The 22,520-nt window shown below is 73.5% G+C and carries 20 protein-coding genes; 9 read left to right on the top strand and 11 right to left on the bottom strand.

What is annotated here, in order from left to right; translation table 11 throughout:
* Positions 1-40 precede the first annotated feature (40 nt).
* Positions 41-1,462, bottom strand: coding sequence for a sugar porter family MFS transporter (locus tag M8330_RS11180; protein WP_250827380.1), 1,422 nt, complete (start codon positions 1,460-1,462; stop codon positions 41-43).
* Between the two features lie 267 nt (positions 1,463-1,729).
* On the opposite strand from M8330_RS11180, the gene M8330_RS11175 reads away from it, so the two are divergent.
* The 6 genes from M8330_RS11175 (at position 1,730) to M8330_RS11150 (ending at position 9,119) form a co-directional block, all read left to right on the top strand.
* Entirely contained in the window at positions 1,730-2,491 is a 762-nt protein-coding gene (locus tag M8330_RS11175; RefSeq protein WP_250052187.1) for a GntR family transcriptional regulator, read from the top strand.
* Between the two features lie 227 nt (positions 2,492-2,718).
* On the top strand, positions 2,719-3,702 hold the full coding sequence (gene iolC / locus M8330_RS11170; protein ID WP_250827379.1) for a 5-dehydro-2-deoxygluconokinase: 984 nt from the start codon (positions 2,719-2,721) through the stop codon (positions 3,700-3,702).
* Positions 3,703-3,707: 5 nt separating this feature from the next.
* Positions 3,708-4,577, top strand: a complete 870-nt coding sequence (locus M8330_RS11165) for a Cgl0159 family (beta/alpha)8-fold protein (RefSeq protein WP_250052191.1) — start codon at positions 3,708-3,710, stop codon at positions 4,575-4,577.
* Complete coding sequence (gene iolB, locus M8330_RS11160; protein ID WP_250827378.1) at positions 4,574-5,524, top strand: 5-deoxy-glucuronate isomerase; 951 nt, start codon at positions 4,574-4,576, stop codon at positions 5,522-5,524. The genes M8330_RS11165 and iolB overlap by 4 nt, the downstream gene beginning before the upstream one ends.
* Positions 5,524-7,494: a 3D-(3,5/4)-trihydroxycyclohexane-1,2-dione acylhydrolase (decyclizing) gene (gene iolD, locus M8330_RS11155; RefSeq protein ID WP_250827377.1), complete on the top strand. Its 1,971-nt coding sequence runs from the start codon at positions 5,524-5,526 to the stop codon at positions 7,492-7,494. The genes iolB and iolD overlap by 1 nt, the downstream gene beginning before the upstream one ends.
* A 122-nt stretch (positions 7,495-7,616) precedes the next feature.
* A complete protein-coding gene (locus M8330_RS11150) occupies positions 7,617-9,119 on the top strand; it encodes a CoA-acylating methylmalonate-semialdehyde dehydrogenase (RefSeq protein ID WP_250052195.1) in 1,503 nt (500 codons plus the stop codon).
* Positions 9,120-9,197: 78 nt separating this feature from the next.
* Here M8330_RS11150 and M8330_RS11145 read toward each other — a convergent pair whose 3' ends face one another.
* From M8330_RS11145 to M8330_RS11125, 5 genes are all read right to left on the bottom strand, one after another.
* Entirely contained in the window at positions 9,198-9,866 is a 669-nt protein-coding gene (locus M8330_RS11145; protein ID WP_250827376.1) for an SDR family NAD(P)-dependent oxidoreductase, read from the bottom strand.
* A gap of 153 nt (positions 9,867-10,019) precedes the next feature.
* Complete coding sequence (gene sodN / locus M8330_RS11140) at positions 10,020-10,421, bottom strand: superoxide dismutase, Ni (protein ID WP_250052197.1); 402 nt, start codon at positions 10,419-10,421, stop codon at positions 10,020-10,022.
* Between the two features lie 208 nt (positions 10,422-10,629).
* Positions 10,630-11,103 carry a redox-sensitive transcriptional activator SoxR gene (gene soxR / locus M8330_RS11135; RefSeq protein WP_250052198.1) on the bottom strand — a complete coding sequence of 158 codons (474 nt, stop codon included), beginning with the start codon at positions 11,101-11,103 and terminating at the stop codon, positions 10,630-10,632.
* Positions 11,100-11,651 (bottom strand): flavin reductase family protein, encoded by a 552-nt coding sequence (locus tag M8330_RS11130; RefSeq protein WP_250052199.1) that lies wholly within the window; start codon positions 11,649-11,651, stop codon positions 11,100-11,102. Before M8330_RS11130 ends, soxR begins: the two co-directional genes overlap by 4 nt.
* A 156-nt stretch (positions 11,652-11,807) precedes the next feature.
* On the bottom strand, positions 11,808-12,416 hold the full coding sequence (locus M8330_RS11125; RefSeq protein WP_250827375.1) for a flavin reductase family protein: 609 nt from the start codon (positions 12,414-12,416) through the stop codon (positions 11,808-11,810).
* Between the two features lie 106 nt (positions 12,417-12,522).
* On the opposite strand from M8330_RS11125, the gene M8330_RS11120 reads away from it, so the two are divergent.
* Positions 12,523-13,698 (top strand): SLAC1 family transporter, encoded by a 1,176-nt coding sequence (locus tag M8330_RS11120; RefSeq protein WP_250827374.1) that lies wholly within the window; start codon positions 12,523-12,525, stop codon positions 13,696-13,698.
* Between the two features lie 76 nt (positions 13,699-13,774).
* Here the strand turns inward: M8330_RS11120 and M8330_RS11115 are convergent, their stop codons facing one another.
* Complete coding sequence (locus M8330_RS11115; protein ID WP_250827373.1) at positions 13,775-15,154, bottom strand: NAD-dependent succinate-semialdehyde dehydrogenase; 1,380 nt, start codon at positions 15,152-15,154, stop codon at positions 13,775-13,777.
* A gap of 51 nt (positions 15,155-15,205) precedes the next feature.
* Positions 15,206-16,558 (bottom strand): 4-aminobutyrate--2-oxoglutarate transaminase, encoded by a 1,353-nt coding sequence (gabT, locus tag M8330_RS11110; RefSeq protein ID WP_250052206.1) that lies wholly within the window; start codon positions 16,556-16,558, stop codon positions 15,206-15,208.
* A 119-nt stretch (positions 16,559-16,677) separates the two neighbouring features.
* Between gabT and M8330_RS11105 the strand changes: the two genes are divergently transcribed.
* A complete protein-coding gene (locus tag M8330_RS11105; RefSeq protein WP_250827372.1) occupies positions 16,678-17,571 on the top strand; it encodes a LysR family transcriptional regulator in 894 nt (297 codons plus the stop codon).
* A 66-nt stretch (positions 17,572-17,637) separates the two neighbouring features.
* A complete protein-coding gene (gene mptB, locus M8330_RS11100) occupies positions 17,638-19,185 on the top strand; it encodes a polyprenol phosphomannose-dependent alpha 1,6 mannosyltransferase MptB (protein WP_250827371.1) in 1,548 nt (515 codons plus the stop codon).
* A 43-nt stretch (positions 19,186-19,228) separates the two neighbouring features.
* On the opposite strand, the gene M8330_RS11095 is transcribed toward mptB, so the two are convergent.
* From M8330_RS11095 to M8330_RS11085, 3 genes are read right to left on the bottom strand one after another with little or no spacing between them, the layout of a single operon-like run.
* Positions 19,229-20,029 carry a hypothetical protein gene (locus M8330_RS11095; RefSeq protein ID WP_250827370.1) on the bottom strand — a complete coding sequence of 267 codons (801 nt, stop codon included), beginning with the start codon at positions 20,027-20,029 and terminating at the stop codon, positions 19,229-19,231.
* 19 nt (positions 20,030-20,048) lie between these two features.
* Entirely contained in the window at positions 20,049-21,299 is a 1,251-nt protein-coding gene (locus tag M8330_RS11090; protein WP_250827369.1) for a multidrug effflux MFS transporter, read from the bottom strand.
* Positions 21,296-22,480 carry an ROK family transcriptional regulator gene (locus M8330_RS11085; protein WP_250052213.1) on the bottom strand — a complete coding sequence of 395 codons (1,185 nt, stop codon included), beginning with the start codon at positions 22,478-22,480 and terminating at the stop codon, positions 21,296-21,298. Before M8330_RS11085 ends, M8330_RS11090 begins: the two co-directional genes overlap by 4 nt.
* Between the last annotated feature and the right edge of the window lie 40 nt (positions 22,481-22,520).

Here is a 22,520-nt window from a genome sequence, read left to right as displayed (position 1 = left end):
GCGTGCCTTCTTTCGTGTCGTCGGTGGGGATCGGCGCCGGTCAGGCGCTCATCTCCGCCTCGAACTGCTCGAGCGTCTTGCCCCGGGTCTCGGGGACGAAGAAGTAGATGAAGATGGTGGAGAGGACGCCGATGCCCGCGAAGATGAAGAAGGTCGGGCCGATGCCGAGGGCCGAGACGACCTGCGGGAAGGCGAAGGCGACGAGCGCGTTGGTGATCCAGAGGACGAACACGCAGGTGCCCATGGCGAAGGAGCGGATCTTCAGCGGGAAGATCTCGGCGAGCATCAGCCACACGAGCGGGCCGAGCGTGCCCTGCATGAAGAACACGAACAGCGCGACCAGCACGAGGATGGCGTAGGGCTTGAAGTCGTTCTCGGGCAGGAAGTTGCCCGCGAGGCCCACCGCGAGGTGGAAGAAGATGATGAGGCCGTAGCCGCCGAGCAGCATCCTGCGGCGGTCGATCTTGTTGATCAGCAGGATGCCGACGGTGATGCCCAGCAGGCTGGCGAGACCGTTGAGGGTGTTCGCGATGATCGCGGCCTCGGCGGAGAAGCCGGCGTCCTGCAGCAGCTGCGTGCCGTAGTACATGATCGAGTTGATGCCGGTGACCTGCTGGACGATGCCCAGGCCGATGCCGATGAAGATCAGGCGGCGCACCCACGGGACGGCCAGGTCGGACCAGCCGCCGGTCTGGGCCTCCTGCTCCTCCTCGATGAGCGCGTGGACCTCGTCCATCTCCGCGTCGGCGCGCTCGGGGGAACGGACCTGGTGGAGGACCTCGCGGGCCTCGTCGTCACGGCCGCGGCCGGAGAGCCAGCGCGGGCTCTCGGGCATGCGCAGCATGCCGAACAGCAGCGCGAAGGCGGGCAGCACGGCCACGACGAGCATCCAGCGCCAGACGTGCTCCTCGCCGCCCCAGATCTGGAAGATGATCGCGTTGATGATGAACGCGAGGAACTGACCGAGGACGATCATGACCTCGTTGCGGGTCACCAGGGAGCCGCGGCGCTCGTAGGGCGAGACCTCGGCGAGGTAGACCGGCACCGTGGTGGAGGCGCCACCGACGGCCAGGCCGAGGATGAAGCGGAAGACGGTCAGGACCTCCCAGCTGGGGGAGAGCGAGCAGCCGATGGTGCCGACGATGAAGAGGCCGGCGAGCCAGATGATGTTGTGCCGACGGCCGAAGCTGTCGGAGAGGCGGCCGCCGAGCAGGGCGCCGATCGCGGCGCCGAAGATCAGGATGCTGACGACGATGCCCTCGGTGGTCGAGGTGAGTCCGAGCTGCTCGGTCATCGGCTCGAGGGCGCCGTTGATGACACCGGTGTCGTAGCCGAAGAGCAGACCGCCGAACGTGGCCACCACCGTGATGAGCCGGAGCCGCGAGACGTGCGGGCCGGGGGTGTCCGGTGGGAGGTTGGACGGGGTGTCGGACGTATGCGCAGGAGCGCTGGAGCTGGCCATGGTGAACCTTTCGTCTCCAGGGATGTCGTAGGTCATCTGACGTGGCGCCGGGCACACTAGCACGTGCTAGTGACCTCCATCTCGTCCTGCTTCCCCCCTGTGGGCGACCTGTCAGACATCGACGTGACCCGATCCGGCCCGGTCGCAGGCCGCTGAACTGCGACGATGCCGCCCTGTCGCGGTTCCGGCCCATCTGCGACCATGTGGGCATAATGTTGAGACAATTAACCTGCGTGGGGCGTCCGACCCCGCGACGAGGAGGCTGACATGGCCCTCGAGGAGGCCCACTGGCCCGAGGAGCTCTTCGCGGACCTCGACCGCACGAGCCCCCTGCCCATGTACTCCCAGGTCGCGAGCCGGCTGGAGTCGGCGATCCGCAGCGGCGTCATCCCCGCCGGCGGCCGGATCGAGAGCGAGATGGCGATCGCCGAGCGGCTGCAGATCTCGCGCCCCACGATCCGCCGCGCCATCCAGGACCTCGTCGACAAGGGCCTGCTCGTGCGCCAGCGCGGCATCGGCACCCAGGTGGTGCAGGGCCAGGTCGAGCGCTCGGTCGAGCTCACCAGCCTCTTCGAGGACCTGAGCCAGGCCGGCATCAGCGCGACCACGACGCTGCTCGACCACGAGGTGCTCGAGGCGGACGAGGACGTGGCGGCGCGGCTGAGCCTCCCGGCGGGCGACCCCGTCCTGCACATCCGTCGCCGCCGCATGGCCGACGGCGTGCCCGTCGCCGTGCTCGACAACCACCTGCCCGGTGAGTTCGCCGACCTGCTCCCGGCCTCGCTCGAGGGTGCCGGCCTCTACCAGCTGCTGCGCTCGCGTGGCGTCGGCATCCGCATCGCCCAGCAGCGCATCGGCGCCCGGGCGTGCACCCCGGATGAGGCCTCGCTGCTGGAGATGGAGCCGGGCGCCCCGGTGCTGACCATGGAGCGGCTCACCTACGACCACACCGGCCGGGCCATCGAGCTCGGCCGGCACGCGTACCACCCCGACCGGTACAGCTTCTCCACGACGCTCGTCGCGCGCTGAGCCGTCCGTCCCGAGGGCTCCGGGGCGGGCCTCGTCCGACCTCGTGCCCGACCCCCGACCCGGGGTTGGCGTCGTGCCATGTCAGGTCTAAAGTGAAGTTGTTAGGACAATCTCTTGACGAGACGAGCCTCACACGCGAACCTGGTGTCACGTCCCCCGGAGTCCCTGTCTCCGGACGTGCCCGTGAGTGAGACCGGGCCGCGCTCTACCCAGAACGGAGTCACGTCGTGACAGCGAACGACCAGGCCTACGACCTCGTGTCGATCGGCCGCACCGGAGTCGACATCTACCCCCTCGACCACGGCGTGGGCCTCGAGGAGGTCAAGACCTTCGAGAAGTTCCTCGGCGGCAGCGCGACCAACGTCGCCGTCGCGGCGGCGCGGTACGGCCGCAAGGCCGCCCTCGTCACCCGCACCGGGGACGACGCCTTCGGCCGCTTCGTGAAGCTGGAGTCCGAGCGCCTCGGCGTCGACCCCGCCTTCATCACCACCGGCCCCGCGGTGCCCTTCGGCCCGCCGACCCCGGTCACGTTCTGCGAGATCTTCCCGCCGGACGACTTCCCGCTGTACTTCTACCGCCACCCCATCGCCCCGGACCTCATGCTCGAGGCCTCGGACGTGCCGATGGACGCGGTCAAGGACGCCAAGATCTTCTGGGCCACCGTCACCGGCCTCTCCCAGGAGCCCTCGCGCGGTGCGCACTTCGTCGCCTGGGAGGCCCGCGGCCGCAGCCCGCTCACCATCCTCGACCTGGACTACCGCCCGATGTTCTGGGAGAGCCCCGAGCTCGCCAGCGAGCAGGTCGGCAAGGCGCTCGAGCACGTCACCGTCGCCATCGGCAACAAGGAGGAGTGCGAGGTCGCCGTCGGCGAGACCGAGCCCCAGCGTGCCGCTGACGCCCTCCTCGAGCGCGGCGTCGAGCTCGCCATCGTCAAGCAGGGCCCCAAGGGCGTCCTCGCGGCGACCAAGGACGAGCGCGTCGAGGTGCCGCCGGTCTACGTCGACGTCGTCAACGGCCTCGGTGCCGGCGACGCCTTCGGTGGTGCCCTGTGCCACGGCCTGCTGGCCGGCTGGGACCTCACCCGCATCCTCCAGTTCTGCAACGTCGCCGGGGCCGTCGTGGTCGGCAAGCTCGAGTGCTCGACGGCCATGCCGGACGAGGCCGAGGTGCTCGAGGCCATGAAGACCCTCATCCCCTCCACGAAGGGCTGACCCTCATGATCGACCTCACCGAGATCCGCGCCCGCGAGCCGCACCGCATCGCCGAGGCCTGGGCCGCGCGCAAGCGCCGCCCCCTGCTGGGCGACGACGGCCAGATGATGATCGTGGCCGCCGACCACCCCGCCCGCGGAGCCCTCTCCGTGCGCGGCGACGGCAACGCGATGTCCAACCGTCGCGACCTGCTCGAGCGCCTCGCCACCTCGCTGGAGCGCCCCGGCGTCGACGGCGTGCTCGGCACCGCCGACATCCTCGACGACCTGCTGCTCATGGGTGCGCTCGAGGGCAAGCTCGTCTTCGGCTCGATGAACCGCGGCGGCCTCATGGGCGCCGGCTTCGAGTTCGACGACCGGATGACCGGGCACACCGTGTCCGAGATCGTCCAGCGCGGCTTCGACGGCGGCAAGATGCTCAACCGCATCTGCTACGAGGACGCCGGCACCGTGGCGATGCTCGAGCGCTCCGCCGTGGCCATCGACGAGCTGGCCGCGGCCGGCAAGATGGCGATGCTGGAGCCCTTCATCTCCACCCGTGACGCCGAGACCGGCAAGGTGAAGAACCTGCTGGACCCGGACAACGTCATCAAGTCCATCGCGATCGCCGAGGGCCTGGGCGCCACCAGCGCCTACACCTGGCTCAAGCTGCCCGTGGTCGACGAGATCGAGCGCGTCATGGAGAGCACCACCATGCCGTCCCTGCTGCTCGGCGGCGAGCCCAAGGGCGACCCGGAGGAGGCCTACGCCTCCTGGCAGAAGGCCCTCGAGATCGACACCGTGCGTGGCCTGATCATCGGCCGCACGCTGCTCTACCCGCCGGACGGCGACGTCGCCGGCGCGGTCGACATCGCGGCGAAGATGGTGCACGGATGAGCGCCGGCAACGACGCCTGGGTGCTCCCGCTCGGCGCCGCGGCCGCGGACGGCTGCGACGTCGTCGTCGACGACCGCGTCGAGGGCTGGGCGCACACCGGCCTCAAGGTCGTGACCCTGGGCGAGGGTGGCCAGCACACCCTCGAGGCCGAGGGCTGGGAGCTCGTCGTGGTGCCGCTCTCCGGCGGCTCCGTCGGCGTGGTCTCCACCAGCGCCGCGGGCGAGAAGAGCGAGGCGACCCTGGTCGGCCGACCCTCCGTCTTCGCCTCCTCCACCGACGTGGCCTACGTGCCCGCCGGCTCCACCCTGGAGCTGTCGGCCGCCGGCCAGACCGGTGACGAGACCGTGCGCGTGGCCGTCTGCGCCGCCCGCACGAAGACCGCCGCCGCGACGGAGCGTCCCTTCGTGCACCTGCCGGCCGCGAACGTGCCCGTCGAGATGCGTGGAGCGGGCATCTGCTCGCGCGAGGTGCGCAACTTCGGCATCCCCGGCGTGCTCGAGGCCGAGTCGATCATCGCCTGCGAGGTGCTCACGCCCGCCGGCAACTGGTCGAGCTACCCGCCGCACAAGCACGACGAGCACCGCCCCGGCGAGGAGACCGTCCTCGAGGAGATCTACTACTTCGAGACCCAGGTCGAGGGCGAGGCCGCCGGCACCGCCATCCGCGGCGACAAGGACCCGATCGGCTACCAGCGCGTGTACGGCACCGACGAGCGGCCGATCGACGTCCTCGCCGAGGTCCGCACCGGCGACGTCGTCCTGGTGCCCCACGGCTGGCACGGCCCGGCGATGGCCGCGCCCGGCTACGACCTGTACTACCTGAACGTCATGGCCGGCCCCGGCGAGGAGCGGTCCTGGCTGATCTGCGACGACCCCAGCCACGGCTGGGTGCGCGAGACCTGGGGCGACCAGCCCCTCGACCCGCGCCTGCCCTTCGGAGGAAAGTGATGAGCGAGACCGTTCCGCAGCCCACGACCGGGTACACCCCGGGCGGGACCGTGCGCCTGACCGTCGCCCAGGCGACCGTCGAGTTCCTGGCGCACCAGTACTCCGAGCGTGACGGGGAGCGGCAGAAGCTGTTCGCCGGCTGCTTCGGCATCTTCGGCCACGGCAACGTGGCCGGCATCGGCCAGGCCCTGCTCCAGATGGAGGAGGTGGCCCTGGACGCCGGCGAGGAGCCGGGCCTGCCCTACGTCCTGGCCCGCAACGAGCAGTCGATGGTGCACACCTCGGTCGCCTACGCCAAGCAGAAGGACCGGCTGCAGACCTGGGCCTGCACCGCGTCCGTCGGCCCCGGCTCGACCAACATGCTCACCTCGGCCGCGCTGGCCACCATCAACCGCATCCCGGTGCTGCTGCTGGCCTCCGGCACGTTCTCGACCCGCCGCTCCTCCCCGGTGCTGCAGGAGCTCGAGGCGCCCTACGCCGGCGACGTCACCGTCAACGACGCCTTCCGCCCGCTGTCGGCGTTCTTCGACCGCGTCACCCGCCCCGAGCAGCTGCCCTCGGCGCTGATGTCGGCGATGCGCGTGCTCACCGACCCGGCCGCCACCGGTGCCGTCACCCTGGCGCTGCCGCAGGACGTCCAGGCCGAGGCCTTCGACTGGCCGGTCGAGATGTTCGAGGACCGCACCTGGCACGTGGCCGTGCCGCGTGCCGAGGTCTCCCGGATCACGGCGGCCGCCGAGCTGATCAAGGCCGCCAAGCGTCCGATGATCGTCGCCGGCGGTGGCGTGCACTACTCGGTGGCCGAGGAGGCCCTGGCGTCCTTCACCGAGGCCACCGGCATCCCGGTCGGCGAGACCCAGGCCGGCAAGGGCTCGCTCCTGCACGGCCACCCGCGCCTCATGGGCGCGGTCGGCTCGACCGGCACCACCGCCGCCAACGCGATGGCCGCCCAGGCGGACCTCGTCATCGGCATCGGCACCCGCTGGAGCGACTTCACCACCGCCTCGCGCACCGCGTTCCAGAACGACGGCGTGCGGTTCGTGAACATCAACGTGGCCCAGATCGACGCCGTCAAGCAGGCCGGCCTCACCGTCCTCGCGGACGCGAAGGAGGCGCTGACCGACCTGCAGGCCGCGCTTGAGGGCTGGAGCGTCGAGGACGCCTACCTCACCGAGCAGGCCGAGGCCTGGGCGGCGTGGGACGCGGCCGTCGAGGCGTCCTACCACCCCTCCGCGGAGGTCACCGACGCGCTCGCCCCGGGCCTGCTGACCCAGGGCAACGTGCTCGGCATGGTCAACGAGCTCACCGACCCGCGCGACGTCGTCCTGTGCGCCGCCGGCTCCATGCCGGGCGACCTGCACAAGCAGTGGCGCGTGCGCGAGCGCAAGGCGTACCACGTCGAGTACGGCTACTCCTGCATGGGCTACGAGCTGCCGGCCTCGCTGGGCATCCGCCTGGCCGACGAGTCCCGCGACGTGTTCGCGATGCTCGGCGACGGCGGCTACCTGATGATGCCGACCGAGCTCGTGACCGCCGTCCAGGAGCGGATCAAGGTCATCATCGTCCTGGTCCAGAACCACGGCTTCCACTCGATCGGCTCCCTCTCGGAGGAGCTCGGCTCGCAGCGCTTCGGCACCAAGTACCGCTTCCGCGGCGACGCCGGTCGCCTGGACGGCGAGAAGCTGCCGATCGACCTGGCCGAGAACGCCCGCAGCCTCGGCGCCACGGTGCTCGAGGTCTCCAGCCCCGACGAGTTCGCCAAGGCGGTCCGCGAGGCCAAGGAGATGCCGGCCGACGGCCCGGTGGTCATCCACGTCCAGACCGACCCGCTGGTCTACGCCCCCGACAGCGAGAGCTGGTGGGACGTGCCGGTGAGCCAGACCTCCGAGCTGGAGTCCACCAAGGACGCCTACCAGCGCTACCTGGAGCACCAGGCCAAGCAGCGGCAGTTCGTCGCTCCGGCCGGCTGATCCAGCCCCCGTCTCGCGGGGCCGGCCGGATCTCGTCCCCGGCCGGTCCCGCGACACCAACCACGGCGGGCACACCGCCCCCTCCTGCACCACCAGCACCCGCAACCTCCACGAGGAGAACCATGAGCACGCCCGCTCGCATCACCCACCTCATCGCCGGCAAGCCCTGGGAGGGCACCGCCGAGCGCACCAGCCCGGTGTTCAACCCCGCCACCGGCGAGCAGACCGGTGTCCTCGACCTCGCGTCGGCCGACCTGGTCTCCGACGTCGTCGGCATCGCGAACAAGGCGTTCGAGTCCTGGGGCTCGCTGTCGCTGGCCCGCCGCTCCGCCGTGCTGTTCAAGTTCCGCGAGCTGCTGAACCGCGACAAGGAGAAGATCGCCGCGCTCATCACCGCCGAGCACGGCAAGGTGCTCTCCGACGCGCTGGGCGAGGTCCTGCGCGGCATGGAGGTCGCCGAGTTCGCCTGCGGCATCCCGCACCTGCTCAAGGGTGGCCACACCGAGAACGCCTCCACCGCGGTGGACGTCTACTCGCTGCGCCAGCCGCTCGGCGTCGTCGGCGTCATCTCGCCGTTCAACTTCCCGGCCATGGTGCCGCTGTGGTTCGTGCCGATCGCGATCGCCACCGGCAACGCCGTCATCATCAAGCCCTCCGAGAAGGACCCGTCCGCCACGCTGGCCATGGCCGCGCTGTGGACCGAGGCCGGCCTGCCCGACGGCGTCCTGAACGTCGTCAACGGTGACAAGGAGTCGGTCGACGCCCTGCTGACCCACCCCGACGTCAAGTCGATCTCCTTCGTCGGCTCCACGCCGATCGCGAAGTACGTCTACGAGACCGGCACCGCGCACGGCAAGCGGGTCCAGGCCCTCGGCGGCGCGAAGAACCACATGCTGGTCCTCCCCGACGCCGACCTCGACCTGGCCGCCGACGCCGCCGTCAACGCGGGCTTCGGCTCCGCCGGCGAGCGCTGCATGGCCATCTCGGCCCTCGTGGTCGTCGAGCCCGTCGCCGACGAGCTCGTCGCCAAGATCGCCGAGCGCGTCGCCACCCTCAAGACCGGTGACGGCACCCGCTCCTGCGACATGGGCCCGATCGTGACCTCGCAGTCGCGCGACCGCATCGTCGGCTTCATCAACGAGGGCGAGGAGGCCGGCGCGAAGCTGGTCTGCGACGGCCGCTCGGGTGACTTCGACGCCGACGGCGACAACGGCTTCTTCGTGGCGCCGACGCTGTTCGACCACGTCACCACCGACATGAGCATCTACACCGAGGAGATCTTCGGCCCGGTGCTCGCCGTCCTGCGCGTCGACAGCTACGACGAGGGCCTGGCGATGATCAACGCCAACGCCTACGGCAACGGCACCGCGATCTTCACCAACGACGGTGGTGCGGCTCGCAAGTTCCAGAACGAGGTCGAGGTCGGCATGATCGGCATCAACGTCCCGGTCCCGGTCCCGGTGGCCTACTACTCCTTCGGCGGCTGGAAGAACTCGCTCTTCGGCGACACCCACGCCCACGGCACCGAGGGCGTGCACTTCTTCACCCGCGGCAAGGTCGTCACCCAGCGCTGGCTGGACCCGAGCCACGGCGGCCTCAACCTGGGCTTCCCCCAGAACGACTGATCTTCGCCTGACGGAGCCCAGACGGCCCCGCACACCTCACGGTGTGCGGGGCCGTTCCTGTTCACCTCGGGGCGGGACTCAGTCGTCCAGGCCCTGGGCGAAGGTGCGGAACTCGCCCTTCTCGCTGTGGATGGTCCACAACTTCTCGGCGAGCACCTCCGGGTCCTTGTTCGGGTGACCCTCCTCGATGGCGCCCGGGATGATCAGCTGGCCGACGTGGATGCCGTCGTCCTTGAGGGCGTCGTGGAACATCTGGCCCAGCGCGGACTCGGCCGCGAACGAGACCGAGGTGCCGGCGAAGTGGGCGACCGGACGCACGGCGCTGCCGCCGTTGACCAGCAGGACGGTGCCGCCGCCGAGCACGCGCATGTGCTGCTGCACCTGGTGGACGGCGGTGAGCAGGCCGTGCACGGAGAAGTCGAGCGCGGGCTGCAGGTCCTCGACCGTGGTCTCCAGGACCGGGCGGAGGAACTCCTTGGCGGGCAGCGGGCTGTACTGGAGCACCTCGACCGGCCCGAGGTCCGCAGAGGCCTGCTGGAGCGCGGCGCGCAGCGCGTCGCGGTCGGTGACGTCGGCGGAGTAGCCGCGCACGGCGGCACCGGTCTCGTCCGCCAGGTCGGCGGCGAGGTCCTGCACGCGCCCCAGGTGGCGCGAGACGAGGGCGACGGAGAAGCCCTCCTTGGCGAAGCGACGGGTCACGGCGGCGCCGAGGTTGGCGCCGGCGCCGATGATGGCGATGGTGGGCACGAGCCCTCCTTCAGGGGAGTGGGTGTCTGTCCCTCTCCCGGTTCCCCTGTGCGTCGCCTGTCCTCTCACCCGTGCGGGACGACGCGGGTAAAAAGACGACGACCCGCCCCCACCGAGCCTGGCGGGAGCGAGTCGAGCAGGGGAGGGAGGGCCTCAGGCCTTCTTGGTCTCCCAGAAGATCTCGGCGATCTCGTCGATCTTGGCGAGGAGGGAGTCGGCGGCCTCGGCGTCCATGGTGCCCTTGGTGCCGGTGGCGCCGGCCAGCTTGGTGGCCTCGTTGAAGAGGGTGTGGAGCTGGGGGTACTTCTCGAAGTGCGGGGGCTTGAAGTAGTCGGTCCACAGCACCCAGAGGTGGTGCTTGACGAGCTCGGAGCGCTGCTCCTTGATGAGCACGGCGCGGGTGCGGAAGTCGGGGTCGGAGGAGTCGTTGGCCTTGGCGATGACGGCCTTGACGGACTCGGCCTCGATGCGGGCCTGGGCGGGGTCGTAGACGCCGCAGGGCAGGTCGCAGTGAGCGGAGACGGCCACCGTGGGGGCCAGGATCTGGCGGAACATGAAGGTCCTTCGTGTCGGGGTGCGAGTCCCTCGACCCTAGAACCTCCAGTGCGGTCGAGGTCAAGGTCTCCGACCGGGTGGTCGTCGTCACGCTGGGGGAGCGTCGCCGCAGGTCAGAGCCTGTGCAGGGCGCTCGTGTTACGCCCTCTTTGCGCCGCTGTCGTCCGGCGCTCCGAGGGGATGGGGTGGCGCCGGGGGAGGGCGGGGTTCAGAGGCGGCGCGGCCCGCTGCCGTCCTCGCCGAGGACGTCGTCGGGGTTGATGAGCCCGCACGCCTTCATGGACAGGCAGCCACAGCCGATGCACCCGGTCAGCTGGGTCGTGAGCCGGTCGAGCGCGTCCCGGCGCTCCTGGAGCACCCGGCGCCACTCCCGCGACGCGCGGCGCCAGTCCTCCTGGCTGGGGGGCGTGTCGGCCGGCAGCCCCTCGAAGGCCAGGCGGACGTCGGCGAGCGGGATGCCCAGGCGCTTGGCGACGCTGATCAGGGCGATGCGGCGCAGGGCGTGCCTCGCGTAGCGGCGCTGGTTGCCGGCGGTGCGCTCGGAGGCGATGAGGCCCTCGTCCTCGTAGAAGCGCAGGGCGGTGACGGGGATGCCGCTGCGACGGCTGACCTCCCCGATCGTCAGCAGCTCGTCGGCGTCGTGCGGCCCGGGCGGGGGAGCGGGCGGTGCCGGCGCGGTCACGGGCCGGTCGCCGGGTCGGGCCGGCGGAGCTCGGCGGGGGTCCACCAGCGTCGGTCGGCGTAGACCAGTGGCTGCAGCGCGTCCCCGCCGCTCGTCCCGTCCGTGTCGTGCTCCGTGTCCCGCTGAGCCAGGACGACGTCGTCGACGGCCACCAGCACCAGCCACGAGTCGCCGGCGGGCACCACCCGGCTGACCCGGCCGTGCAGGACGGCTGCCGCCCCGTCCACGACCGGGAGGGCGTCGGGGGAGGTGAGCCACGGCTGGTCGGGGGTGAACCGGTCGCCACCGCTGCGCGCGAAGGACTCGGCCAGCGGACGGTGGTCCGCGGTGAGCAGCATGACCGCCACCCGCGGGCTGCCCGCGATCGCCTGTGCCGAGGAGCCGCTGCGGGAGAGCGAGAACGACAGGATGGGCGGGTGCGCGCTGACGGAGGCGACGCTGGAGGCGGTGATGCCGACGGGGCCGTCCTCGCCCTCGCCGACCACGATCGCGACCCCGGCCGGGTGCCGACGGAAGGCCGCCTTGAAGGACTCCGCGGAGGCGCTCACCGGACCACCTCCCGACGGGTCGTGGCGTGGGGTGCGGCGGGGCGCGGCATGAGGGTCCTCCAGGGGCGGTTCAGGGTGCGGGGGTGCTCTCGCACGGTAGGACCTCGACCTCGCTCGAGGTCAAGGTGTCCGTCGGGTGGTCCTCGCCCGGAGGCCTCAGTGCGGCCGGCTCATCCGCAGCTCGGTGTCGGCCACGAGGTACTCGTCGAGGTAGCCCGCGCGCATCAGCGGCCGCGCCCGGCGGGTGTCGAAGCGGCCGTCGGAGGTCAGGTGGCCCTCGTCGAGGTGGACGCCGACGACCTGGCCGACCACCAGCCACTGGTCGCACTCGGCGCCGTCCGTGTCGCGCAGCCGGGCGTCGTGCACGACGACGCACTCCAGCGCGGCGGGGCTGGCGGCGACGAACGGCGCGTCGACGACCCGGCCCTGGGCCGCCTCGATCCCGACGGCCTCGAACTCGCTGGTGCCGTGCGGCAGCGGTGCGCAGGAGGCGTTCATCTGCTCGGCCAGCGCCTCGGTGGCCAGGCTCCAGGTGAAGACGCGGGTGTCCAGCGCGTTGGTCGCGGAGTCCTTCATGCCCGTCGAGCTGAACATGACCATCGGCGGGGCGTGGTTGACGCCGTTGAAGAAGCTGTAGGGCGCGAGGTTGTCGGCGCCCGTGGCGCTGCGGGTGCCGATCCAGCCGATGGGGCGCGGGGCGACGATCGCCTTGAACGGGTCGTGCGGCAGGCGGCCGCGGTCGCGGGAGTCCGGGGTGTAGAACACGACGCCGACCCTGCCACGTCCGCCTGGCCGACCCACAGGCGATGCCTGTGGAGTCGGCGGGAAACGGGTACTTCTGGTGGCCCGCGGCCGGGAGCAGCCTGGAGGCATGTCCAGCACCGCCGCCCCCCTGCACCACCGCGGACCCGTCCCGCCGTCGGCCGACGCGCCCCGCCCGCGCCCGGCCCGCCTGCCGCTGCCGCCCGTCGGGCCCGCCTGGTTCCCCGCGTCCATGGGCACGGGCATCCTGGCCACCCTGCTCGGCACCTACGGGGCCGGGGGCAGCCTCGGCGGCACGGACGTCGGCGGGGTGCTCACCACGCTGGCGGTACCGATGATGGTGGCCGGCTGGCTGGTGCTGACGGTGCTCGTCGGTGGGTTCGCCGTCCGCTCCGTGCGGCACCCGGGCGCGTTCGTCGCGACCGTGCGGGACCCGGCCGTGCTGCCGCTGTGGGGCACGGTCTCGATGGGGCTGCTCGCCGTGGGTGCCGCCACGCTCACCGTGCTGCCGGTGCTGGCGCCGGCGGCAGGCACCGCGGCCGTGGTCGTGGACGCGGTGCTGTGGACCCTCGGCACGCTGCTCGGCGTGGCCACCGCGCTCGGGTTCGGCGCGGTGCTGGTGCGGCAGACGGCCCTCGTGCCGACGCCGGTGTGGGGGCTGCCGATCGTGCCGCCGATGGTCTCGGCGACGACCGGGGCGTTGCTGGTGCCGCACGTGCCCGGGGCCGGCGGGCAGTTCCTGCTGCTGCTCGCGGCGGCGGCCTGCTTCGCCCTGGCGCTGGCCCTCGGCCTCGTCGTCTTCGGCGTCGCCTACGCCCACCACTGGCGGGTCGCCCCGCTGCCGCCGGCGGCCTCCGCCGCGGCCTGGATCCCGCTCGGCATCGTGGGGCAGTCCACGGCCGCCGCGCAGGTGATCGCCGCGCAGTCCGGCCGGTTCCTCACCGCGCCGGCCGCGCTCGAGGCACAGCGGGTGGCGGACGGCTACGGCCTCGTCGTGCTCGCGCTCGGGCTGCCCCTCGTGGTCTGGGCGGCGCTCGTGACCGCGCGCGGGTTCCTCGGCCGGATGCCGTTCACCCCCGGCTGGTGGGCCCTCACCTTCCCGATCGGCACCCTCGCCCTCGGCTCGCACCTGCTCGGTGCGGCGCTGACCGGCGCCGGAGGTGGCGCGGTCGGGTCGGTCGTGACCGCCTACGGCTGGCTGGCGCTCGCGACCCTGGTCTGCACCTGGACGCTGTGCTCCGTCGCCTCGCTGCGGGCCGTCGTCCCGCTCCTGACCCGCCCCTGACCCGCCCCTGACCAAGCCCAGTCGGCAGCAAGTTACTGCCGACTCGGCGGTGGCAGGGGTGGGGCAGGGACGTGGGTCAGGACCAGGCGACGGAGAAGTACTGGGGCTCGGTGAACTCCAGCAGGCCCTCGCGGGCGCCCTCGCGGCCGAGGCCGGACTGCTTGACGCCGCCGAAGGGGGCGGAGGGGTCGGAGACCAGGCCGCGGTTGATGCCGACCATCCCGGCCTCGACCCGCTCGGCCAGCTGCAGCGCACGCTTGAGGTCGCCGCAGAACAGGTACGAGGCGAGGCCGTACTCGGTGCCGTTGACCAGCGCGAGCACCTCCTCGTCGCTCGTCCAGGTGGTGATGGGCGCGACGGGGCCGAAGATCTCCTCGGCCAGGACGGCGGCGTGCTGGTCGACCCCGGTGAGCACCGTGGCCGGGTACCAGTGGCCCTCGCCGGTGGGCACCTCGGCGCGGTAGGCGACGGTCGCGCCGTCCGCGATCGCCCCGTCGACGGCCTTGGTCACCTTCTCCACCGCGGCGGCGGTGATCAGCGGGCCGATGTCGCCGCCCTCGGCCGCCGGGGCGACCTTCAGCTGCGAGACCGCCTCGACGAACTTGGCGGTGAACTCCTCGGCCACGTCGGCGTGCACGTAGAACCGGTTGGCCGCGGTGCAGGCCTGGCCGCCGTTGCGGAACTTGGCGAGCATCGCGCCCGTGACGGCCTCGTCCAGGTCGGCGTCCTGCGTGACCACGAGCGGGGCGTTGCCGCCGAGCTCCATGGACGCGTTGACGACGCGCTCGGCGGCCTGGCCCAGCAGCAGCTGACCGACCCGGGTGGAGCCGGTGAAGCTGATCTTGCGGACCCGCTCGTCCTCCAGCCACGTGGAGACCGCGGAGCCCGCGTCGGTGGTGGTGACGATCTGCACCGCGTCCTCGGGCATGCCGGCCTCGACCAGCAGCTCCTTGACCGCGATGGCCGTGAACGGGGTCTCCGCGGCGGGCTTGAGGACGCAGGTGCAGCCGGCCGCCAGGGCGGGGCCGATCTTGCGGGTGGCCATGGCCGCGGGGAAGTTCCACGGGGTCACGAGCGCGGCCACGCCGACCGGGCGGTGGGTCACGATCGTGCGGGTGCCGCCGGCGGGGGACTCGCCGTAGTCGCCGCCGGGCCGCACCGCCTCCTCGGAGAACCAGCGGAAGAACTCGGCGGCGTAGACGACCTCGCCGGCCGCGTCCGAGAGCGACTTGCCGTTCTCGGCCGCCATCATCTCGGCGAGGCGGTCCTTGTCGCGCAGCATCAGCTCGAAGGCCTTGCGCAGGACGTCGGAGCGGTGCCGCGGCGTCGTGCGCGACCACTCGCCGAAGGCCGCGTGGGCCCGGTCGACGGCGGCGCGTGCCTCCTCGGGGCCGTGGTCGGGCACGTGCCCGATGACCTCGCGGGTGGCCGGGTTCTCGACGGGGAAGGTGCTCATGGGGTCAGCCTGCTCTGTGCGGAGGGGTGGCGGAAGGTCCGGTCGGGCGTCTCAGGCGCCGGCGAAGGCGCGCTCGAGGACGTCGACGGCGTCGGTGAGCAGCGCGTCGCTGATCGCCAGCGGCGGCAGGAAGCGCAGCACGTTGCCGTAGGTGCCGCAGGTGAGGACGACGACGCCCTCGGCGTGCGCGGCGGCGGCGACGGCCTTGGCCAGGGCAGCGTCCGGGTTCGTGGTGCCCGCCTCGACCAGCTCGACGGCGATCATCGCGCCGCGCCCGCGCACCTGGCCGACGCGTGCGTCGCGGGCGGCGAGGTCGCGCAGCCGGCCACCGAGCAGGTCGCCGATCTCCCGGGCTCGCGCGACCAGGCCGTCGGCCTCGATCGCGTCCATGACCGCGAGCGCCGCGGCGCAGGCGACCGGGTTGCCGCCGTAGGTGCCGCCGAGGCCGCCGGCGTGCGCGGCGTCCATGATCTCGGCCCGGCCGGTGAGGGCGGAGAGCGGCATGCCGCCCGCGATGCCCTTGGCCGTCACCAGCAGGTCGGGCTCGAGGCCCTCGGCCTCGCTGGCGAAGTAGTGGCCGGTGCGGGCGAACCCGGTCTGCACCTCGTCGGCGACGAAGACGACGCCGTTGGCGCGGCACCAGGCCTGCAGCGCCGGGAGGAACCCGGCGGCCGGCTCGATGAAGCCGCCCTCGCCCTGGATCGGCTCGATCACGACGCACGCCAGGTTGGCGGCGCCGACCTGCGACTCGATCATCGAGATCGCGCGCGTGGCCGCCTCGTCCCCGCTCAGGCCGTCGCGGTAGGGGTAGGAGAGGGGCGCGCGGTAGACCTCGCCCGCGAACGGCCCGAAGCCGTGCTTGTAGGGCATGTTCTTGGCGGTCATCGCCATCGTGAGGTTGGTGCGGCCGTGGTAGGCGTGGTCGAAGACGACGACCGCGTCCTTGCCGGTGTAGGAGCGCGCGACCTTCACCGCGTTCTCCACGGCCTCGGCGCCGGAGTTGAACAGCGCGGAGCGCTTGGCGAAGTCGCCGGGGGCCAGGGCGTTGAGCCGCTCGGCCACGGCCACGTAGCCCTCGTAGGGGGTCACCATGAAGCAGGTGTGGGTGAACGCGGCGGCCTGGGCCTGCACGGCCGCGACCACGCGCGGGTCGCTCACGCCGACGGTGGTCACGGCGATGCCGGAGCCGAGGTCGACGAGGTGGTTGCCGTCCACGTCCACGACCACGCCGCCGGCGGCCTGGGTCGCGTAGACCGGCATCGTCGTGCCGACGGCCGCGGCCACGGCGTCGGACTTGCGGGCGGCCAGCTCCACCGAGCGCGGACCGGGGATCGCGGTCACGACCTTCCGCTCCTGCGGGACGCCGTTGACGGTCGGGGCGGGGGCGGTCGGCGTGGTGGTCATGGGGTGGCTCCTGGAGGTCGGTGGTGGCTCCCGTCCATCGTGGTCCCGCGGCACTATGCGCGTCCAAGACCTATGCTGGCGGCACGTCATGCCTCTCGGGCATGGCGCGAGGAGGTCGGATGGAGCTGCGGCACGTCGCCTACGCCGTGGCGGTGGTGGACGCCGGCGGGGTCTCCGCGGCCGCGGAGGCGGTGCACGTCAGCCAGCCCTCGCTCTCGCGCCAGCTGCGCCAGCTCGAGGCCGACCTCGGCGTCACGCTCTTCGAGCGGGGGTCCGGGCCGCTGCGGCCCACCCGCGCCTGCCTCGCGCTCCTGCCCGCGCTGCGCGAGCTGCTCGCGCTGGCCGGCCGGGTCGAGGAGCAGACGGCCGTGCACGCCCGCGGCGGCCTCGACCGGGTGGTCGTGGCCGCCCCGAACGTGACCCTCACCGACGTCGTCTCCCCGTTCGTGGCCACCCTGGGCGCGGACGACCCGGTGCTCGACGTGCGCCCCGAGGACTCCCGGCTGCCCGCCGACATGCTCGCCGCCGGCGCCGACCTCGCCATCGGCACCCGCCCGCCCGCCGCCCCGGCGCGTTGGCGGCCGCTCGCGACGCTCCCGGTCTGGGCCTACGTGCGCCCCGGCGACCCGTGGGCCGGCCGCGTGCAGGTGCCCCTGTCCGAGCTGGTGGAGCGCCGCCTCGTGCTCCTCCCGCGGCCCTTCACCTCCCGCGAGGCGCTCGAGGCCGCGCTGACCGCCGCCGGCGCACCGGCGCCCGCCGGCGTCCTGGAGGCCGCGAGCGGGCCCATCGCCCAGGCCCTGGCGGCCGCCGGACGCGGCGTGGCGGTGGTCTCCGACGACGCCCGGCACGACCTCGTGCCGCTGGCGGTGCGGCTGCCCGCCGGCGCGGGCGACGCCGGGCGGCTCACCATCCGGCTCGTCGTGGCCTGGGACTCCCGCGCCCCCGCGCAGGCCGGGCTCTCGGCCCTGGCCGACCGGCTGGCCGCGTTCGTCACCTCCCGCTACGGCGGCTGAGGATCGTTCACCGCCCCGTCACCGGCGCGGGGTCGCGCGTCCACCGGGCCTGCCTAGCGTCGCCGCGTGGTCCCTGTCCTCCCGGCCCGGCTGCTGGCCCGCGGCCTCGTCGGCTCCGTGCTGGTGCTGCTGGGCGGGCTGGTGGTCTCGACGCTGCCGCGCTCCACGCCGCTGCTGGAGGTGCAGGCGCTGGTGGCGCTGCGCGAGGCGATGCCCGGGCGCCTGCTGGGCGTCCTCGTGGTGCTCGTCGGCATGGGCCTGCTCGCCGGCGCGTGGCTCTCGCTGTGCCGCAGCGTCGCCGTCGCCGAGGAGGACGAGGCGGGCGACGCGCTCTCGCTCGTGCGCACCGCGACCCTGCTGTGGAGCGTGCCGCTGCTGCTGGCGCCCCCGCTGTTCTCCCGCGACGGCTGGTCGTACGCCGCGCAGGGGATGCTCGTGCACCTGGGCCAGGACCCCTACGAGGTCGGGCCCGGGGTGATGGAGGGGCCGATCATCCAGGCCGTCGACCCCCGCTGGATGGGCACGGCCACCCCGTACGGCCCCGTGCCACTGGCCTGGGGCGACCTCCTGGCGGGGCAGACCGAGAGCCCCTGGGCGCTGGTGATGGGCCACCGCGTGCTCGCGCTGGTCGGGCTCGTCCTGCTCGCCTGGGCGGTGCCGCGGATGGCCCGGTGGAGCCGGCTGAACCCGGCGCTGGCCTCCGGTCTCGTCCTGTGCTCGCCGCTGATGCTGGCGAACGGCGTGGGCGGGCTGCACAACGACCTGCTGGTGGCCGGGCTGATGGCGGCCGCGCTCGTCGTCACCGTGGAGCGCGGACGCGCGGGCTGGGTGTGGGGCGCGGTGCTGGGCTCGCTGGCCGCGGGGGTCAAGGGCCCGGGCGGGCTCGTGTGCGTGGCCGTCGTCCTCGTCTCCCTGCCCGCGGGCGCACGGCTGGTGGCGCGGCTGCGCCGGCTCGTCCAGGTCGCCGCGGTGTCGCTGACGCTGCTGGTGCTCCAGGGCCTCGTGCTCGGCACCGGCGCGGGCTGGGTCGCGCAGCTGTCGGTGCCCGCCAGCGTGAACACGCCGCTCTCGCTCACCACGCTGGTGGGCGGGGCCGTGGACGCGGTGGTCGGCACCGGCCTGCGGCTGCTGGGCGTCGAGTGGGCCGACGCCACGGGCCTGACCCTCGTCCGCCAGGTCGGGACGGTGCTGACCCTGGCGGTCGTGGCGTGGGTGGCGCTGCGCCGCCCGACCGGCGACCCGGCGTCGGCCGTCGCGAGCGCGGCCCTCGTGCTGGGGGCCACCGTCGTGCTCAGCCCGGTGGTGCACCTCTGGTACCTGCTGTGGCTGCCACCGTTCCTGGCGACCCTGCGGCTCTCGCGGGTCTCCACCACCGGCCTCGTGGCGCTCAGCGTGGTGGCGGGGCTCGTCGCGCCGATGGACTCCTCGTTGCACGGTGCCTACTCGGCGATCGTGCTCGGCTCCATGACCATCGCCGTGCTGTTCCCGGTGCTGCTCATGACGCCCCGGGCCCGCGCCCGGGTGGAGCGGATCGCCGCCGCGCACTGGCCGGAGATCACCGGTGTGCCCGCACGGTCGGCGCTCGAGGAGCAGTCGGCCGCTCGGGCGGGCTGAGCGTCAGCCGGGCAGACCCGGCGTCAGCCCTCGAGGCCCGGCGTCAGCCCAGCAGGCCCAGCGTCGCGGCGTCCTGCGCCACGACGGCGGGCGCGGTGCTGGTGAAGGACACGAACCAACGCCGCGCGCGCTCGAGGTCGACGCCGCGCAGGGTGTCGGCGTCGGTGCTGGTCAGTGCCTCGGCGACCTCGTCGCCGGACCCGCCGTCCCACGCCACGGCGGTGCCGGCCAGCACGGAGAGCCAGCCGGGGCGGCCCTCGGCGGGCAGCGCGGCCGGCAGGCCGCCGGTGCAGCGGAACCGCAGCTCGCGGTCGAGGCAGGCGTCGATCCAGCCCGGCAGCACGGACGCCGGCAGCCCGGCGTCCGTGGGCAGGGCGACCCGCAGGTCGCTCATGGCGATCTCGTCGGCCGCGGCCAGCCAGCCGTGGGTGGCCTCGGTGGGCGGCAGCGTGACCCAGACGGGCAGGTCCTCGCCGTCGGCGTCGAGCAGCAGCCCCTCGCCCCGGGCGGCGTCGACGGCCGCGGCCACCCGGCGGGCGTTGCCGACCGGGTCGGCCTCGTCGCGCAGGGCCACCTGGAGGCCGGCGGTGACGATGCCGCGCTTGTCGACAAGGCGCGCGGGCCCGGCCACCTGACCGGCGCCCGCGGTCAGCACGACGAGCACCGGCGGCATGGCGTCCGCGCCCGGCCCGGGAGCGGCGTCGGCGACGCCCGGGAGCTCGGTGTCGGGCACGGCGCGGGTGGCGATGATGCCGCCGAGCAGGCCGGCGGAGGCGGTGGCGTCGTCGACGAGCCCGCGGACGGCGGGGGCGGCGCTGCTGGTCGTGGGGGGCTCGAGGGTCACGACCTCCACGCTACGCACGTCAGGCGGTCGCGGCCCTCGCCCGTTCGGCGCGCACCGCGAGCCCCAGCATGCCGCCGGAGGCCAGCAGGAAGACGAGCATCACCGCGGCCAGCGGCACGAGCGTGGCGGCGCCCAGCGCGCCCAGCACGGGTGCCACCAGCGCCCCGCACAGGAACGGCAGGGCGCCCTGCCAGGCCGAGCCGGTGCCCGCGTAGTCGCGGATCTGCTCGGCGGCCAGCACCGCCGCGTTGCTCATCGACATCGACGACGGCGCGACGCCCACCCACAGCGCCACCAGCAGCAGCGGCAGCGGGGCGTCGAGCAGCGCGAGCACCAGCAGGGTCGTCACGCCGAGCAGCGAGAGCACGAGCCCGGCGGCGCTGAGGGCGCGGTGGCCCACGCGGGTGCGGGTGAACAGCCGCACCGACCCGAACGCGAAGCCCGCCATGCCCAGTGCGCACGCGCCGAAGACCAGGGAGTACTGCCGCGGGCTCAGGCCGAGGTCCTCCTGCAGCACGAGCGCGGAGTTCGAGACCCAGGTGAACATGGCGGTGAAGGCCAGGACCTGGGTGAGCAGGTAGCGCCGGTAGACGAGCCGCCCGAGCACCACGCGGCCGTTGCGCCACACCGAGCCGAGGCCGCCCGGCTGGCGTCGGTGCACCGGCAGCGTCTCGGGCACCCGGCGCCAGGCCAGCACGGCCAGCACGAGGCCGCCGGCGGCGATGAGGCCCAGCAGTCCGCGCCAGCCGACCACGTCCAGCAGGAAGCCGCCGGCCACCGGTGCCAGCGCGGGGGCGAGCATGACGATCGCCATCATCGTGGTGACCACGCGGGCGGTGTCGGGGCCCTCGGTCACGTCCAGGACGACGGCGCGGGCCAGCACCATGCCGCAGGCGCCGCCGAGCCCCTGGAGCAGCCGCGCGGCCAGCAGCACCTCGATGCTCGGGGAGAGCGCGGCGAGCACACCGGCCACGGCGAACACCACGGTGCCGCCGACCAGCAGCCTGCGCCGGCCGGAGCCGTCGGACAGCGCACCCGCGAACAGCTGGCCGAGCGAGGCGCCGACCATGAACGCGGTCAGGCTGAGCTGGCCGCCGGCGTCCGTGGTGCCGAGGTCGGCCGAGAGCCGGGGGAGGCCGGGCAGGTAGGCGTCGGTGGCGACGGGGGTGATCATCACCAGCGCCACGAGCAGCGGGACGAGGCGGCGCAGCCGCACGCCGTCGTCCTCGAGCCCCGGGGTCGTCGTGGGGGCGGGGGCGGGGCGGGTCACGCGCGCTCGCGCAGCAGCGCGTCGACGGCGTCGGGCGCCAGGGCGCGGTCGATGGCGAGCGCGGCGCAGCCGTGCAGCCCGGCGGCCTCGCCGTGGGTGGCGGGCAGGAACCGCAGCGCGCGGGTGGCGCCGGGGTGGCCGTCGGCGTAGAGCGACTCGCGCAGGCCGGCGGTGAACAGGTCGAACGCGCCGCCGAGGTCCCCGCCCACGACGACGACCTCGGGGTGCAGCAGGTTGACGGCCACGCTGAGCACCTCGCCGATGTGCCGGCCGCCCTCGCGGATGAGCCGGCGGGCGGTGGGCTCGCCGTCGAGCGCGAGCTGCACGAGGTCGCGCACGTGCCGGGCCTCGAGGCCCTCCTCCTGGAGCCGGGCGACCAGGGCCCAGCCGCCGGCGAGGGTCTCCAGGCAGCCGGTGGCGCCGCAGCGGCAGGGCAGGTCGCCGGCGGCGTCGACCCGCGTGTGGCCGAGCTCGCCGGTCAGGCCGCGGCCCTCGCCGACGAGACGGCCGTCGGCGACCACGCCGAGGGCGAGACCGGTGGAGGCCTTGAGCACGAGCATCGTGCGGGCGGCCGGCACCCGGCCGAAGAGCTCGGAGCGGGTGAGCACGGAGGTGTCGTTGTCGAGGTGCAGCGGCGCGCTGGTGACCTTGCGCAGCCACGGCTCCAGCGGCACGCCGTCCCACCCGCGCACGACGGGGGTGTCGACGCTGGTCAGGCCGATGGGGTCGACCGCGCCGGGCAGGCTCATGCCGACGCCGGAGACGGGCAGGTCCACGGGCGCCAGGACGGCGGCCAGCCGCTCGACCACGTCGGGCATCAGCTTCTCGGGGCTGGTGCCGGGCTCGTGGTCGCGGGTGTCGCCGGCGATCTCGCGGCCGGCGAGGTCGAAGACGCCCACCTGGCTGCGCGAGCGGCCGACGGCGACGGCCAGCACCACGCTGTGGTCGGGGTCGAGGTGCAGCGCGCCGGCGGGGCGACCGCCGGTGGAGGGCTGCTCCTCGCCCTCGTGCAGCAGGCCCGCGTCGATCAGCGTCGCGAGCCGCGAGGCGACCGAGGAGCGGGAGAGGCCGGTGACGCGGCTCAGCTCGCCACGCGTGGTGGCGCGACCGGTACGGACCAGGTGGAGGAGCGCGCCGGCCGTGGTCCCGGAGGCGCTCGTGGGGAGCGTCGTGATGGTCATCGTCGCCCAGTGTTCCACAGACTTTTGCCGGATTTCGACG

It is taken from the genome of Nocardioides bruguierae, from assembly GCF_023656415.1.
GTDB lineage: Bacteria > Actinomycetota > Actinomycetes > Propionibacteriales > Nocardioidaceae > Nocardioides > Nocardioides bruguierae.
Note: the sequence above shows the minus strand (reverse complement) of the source record. Positions and strands in the feature narration are given on the sequence as shown.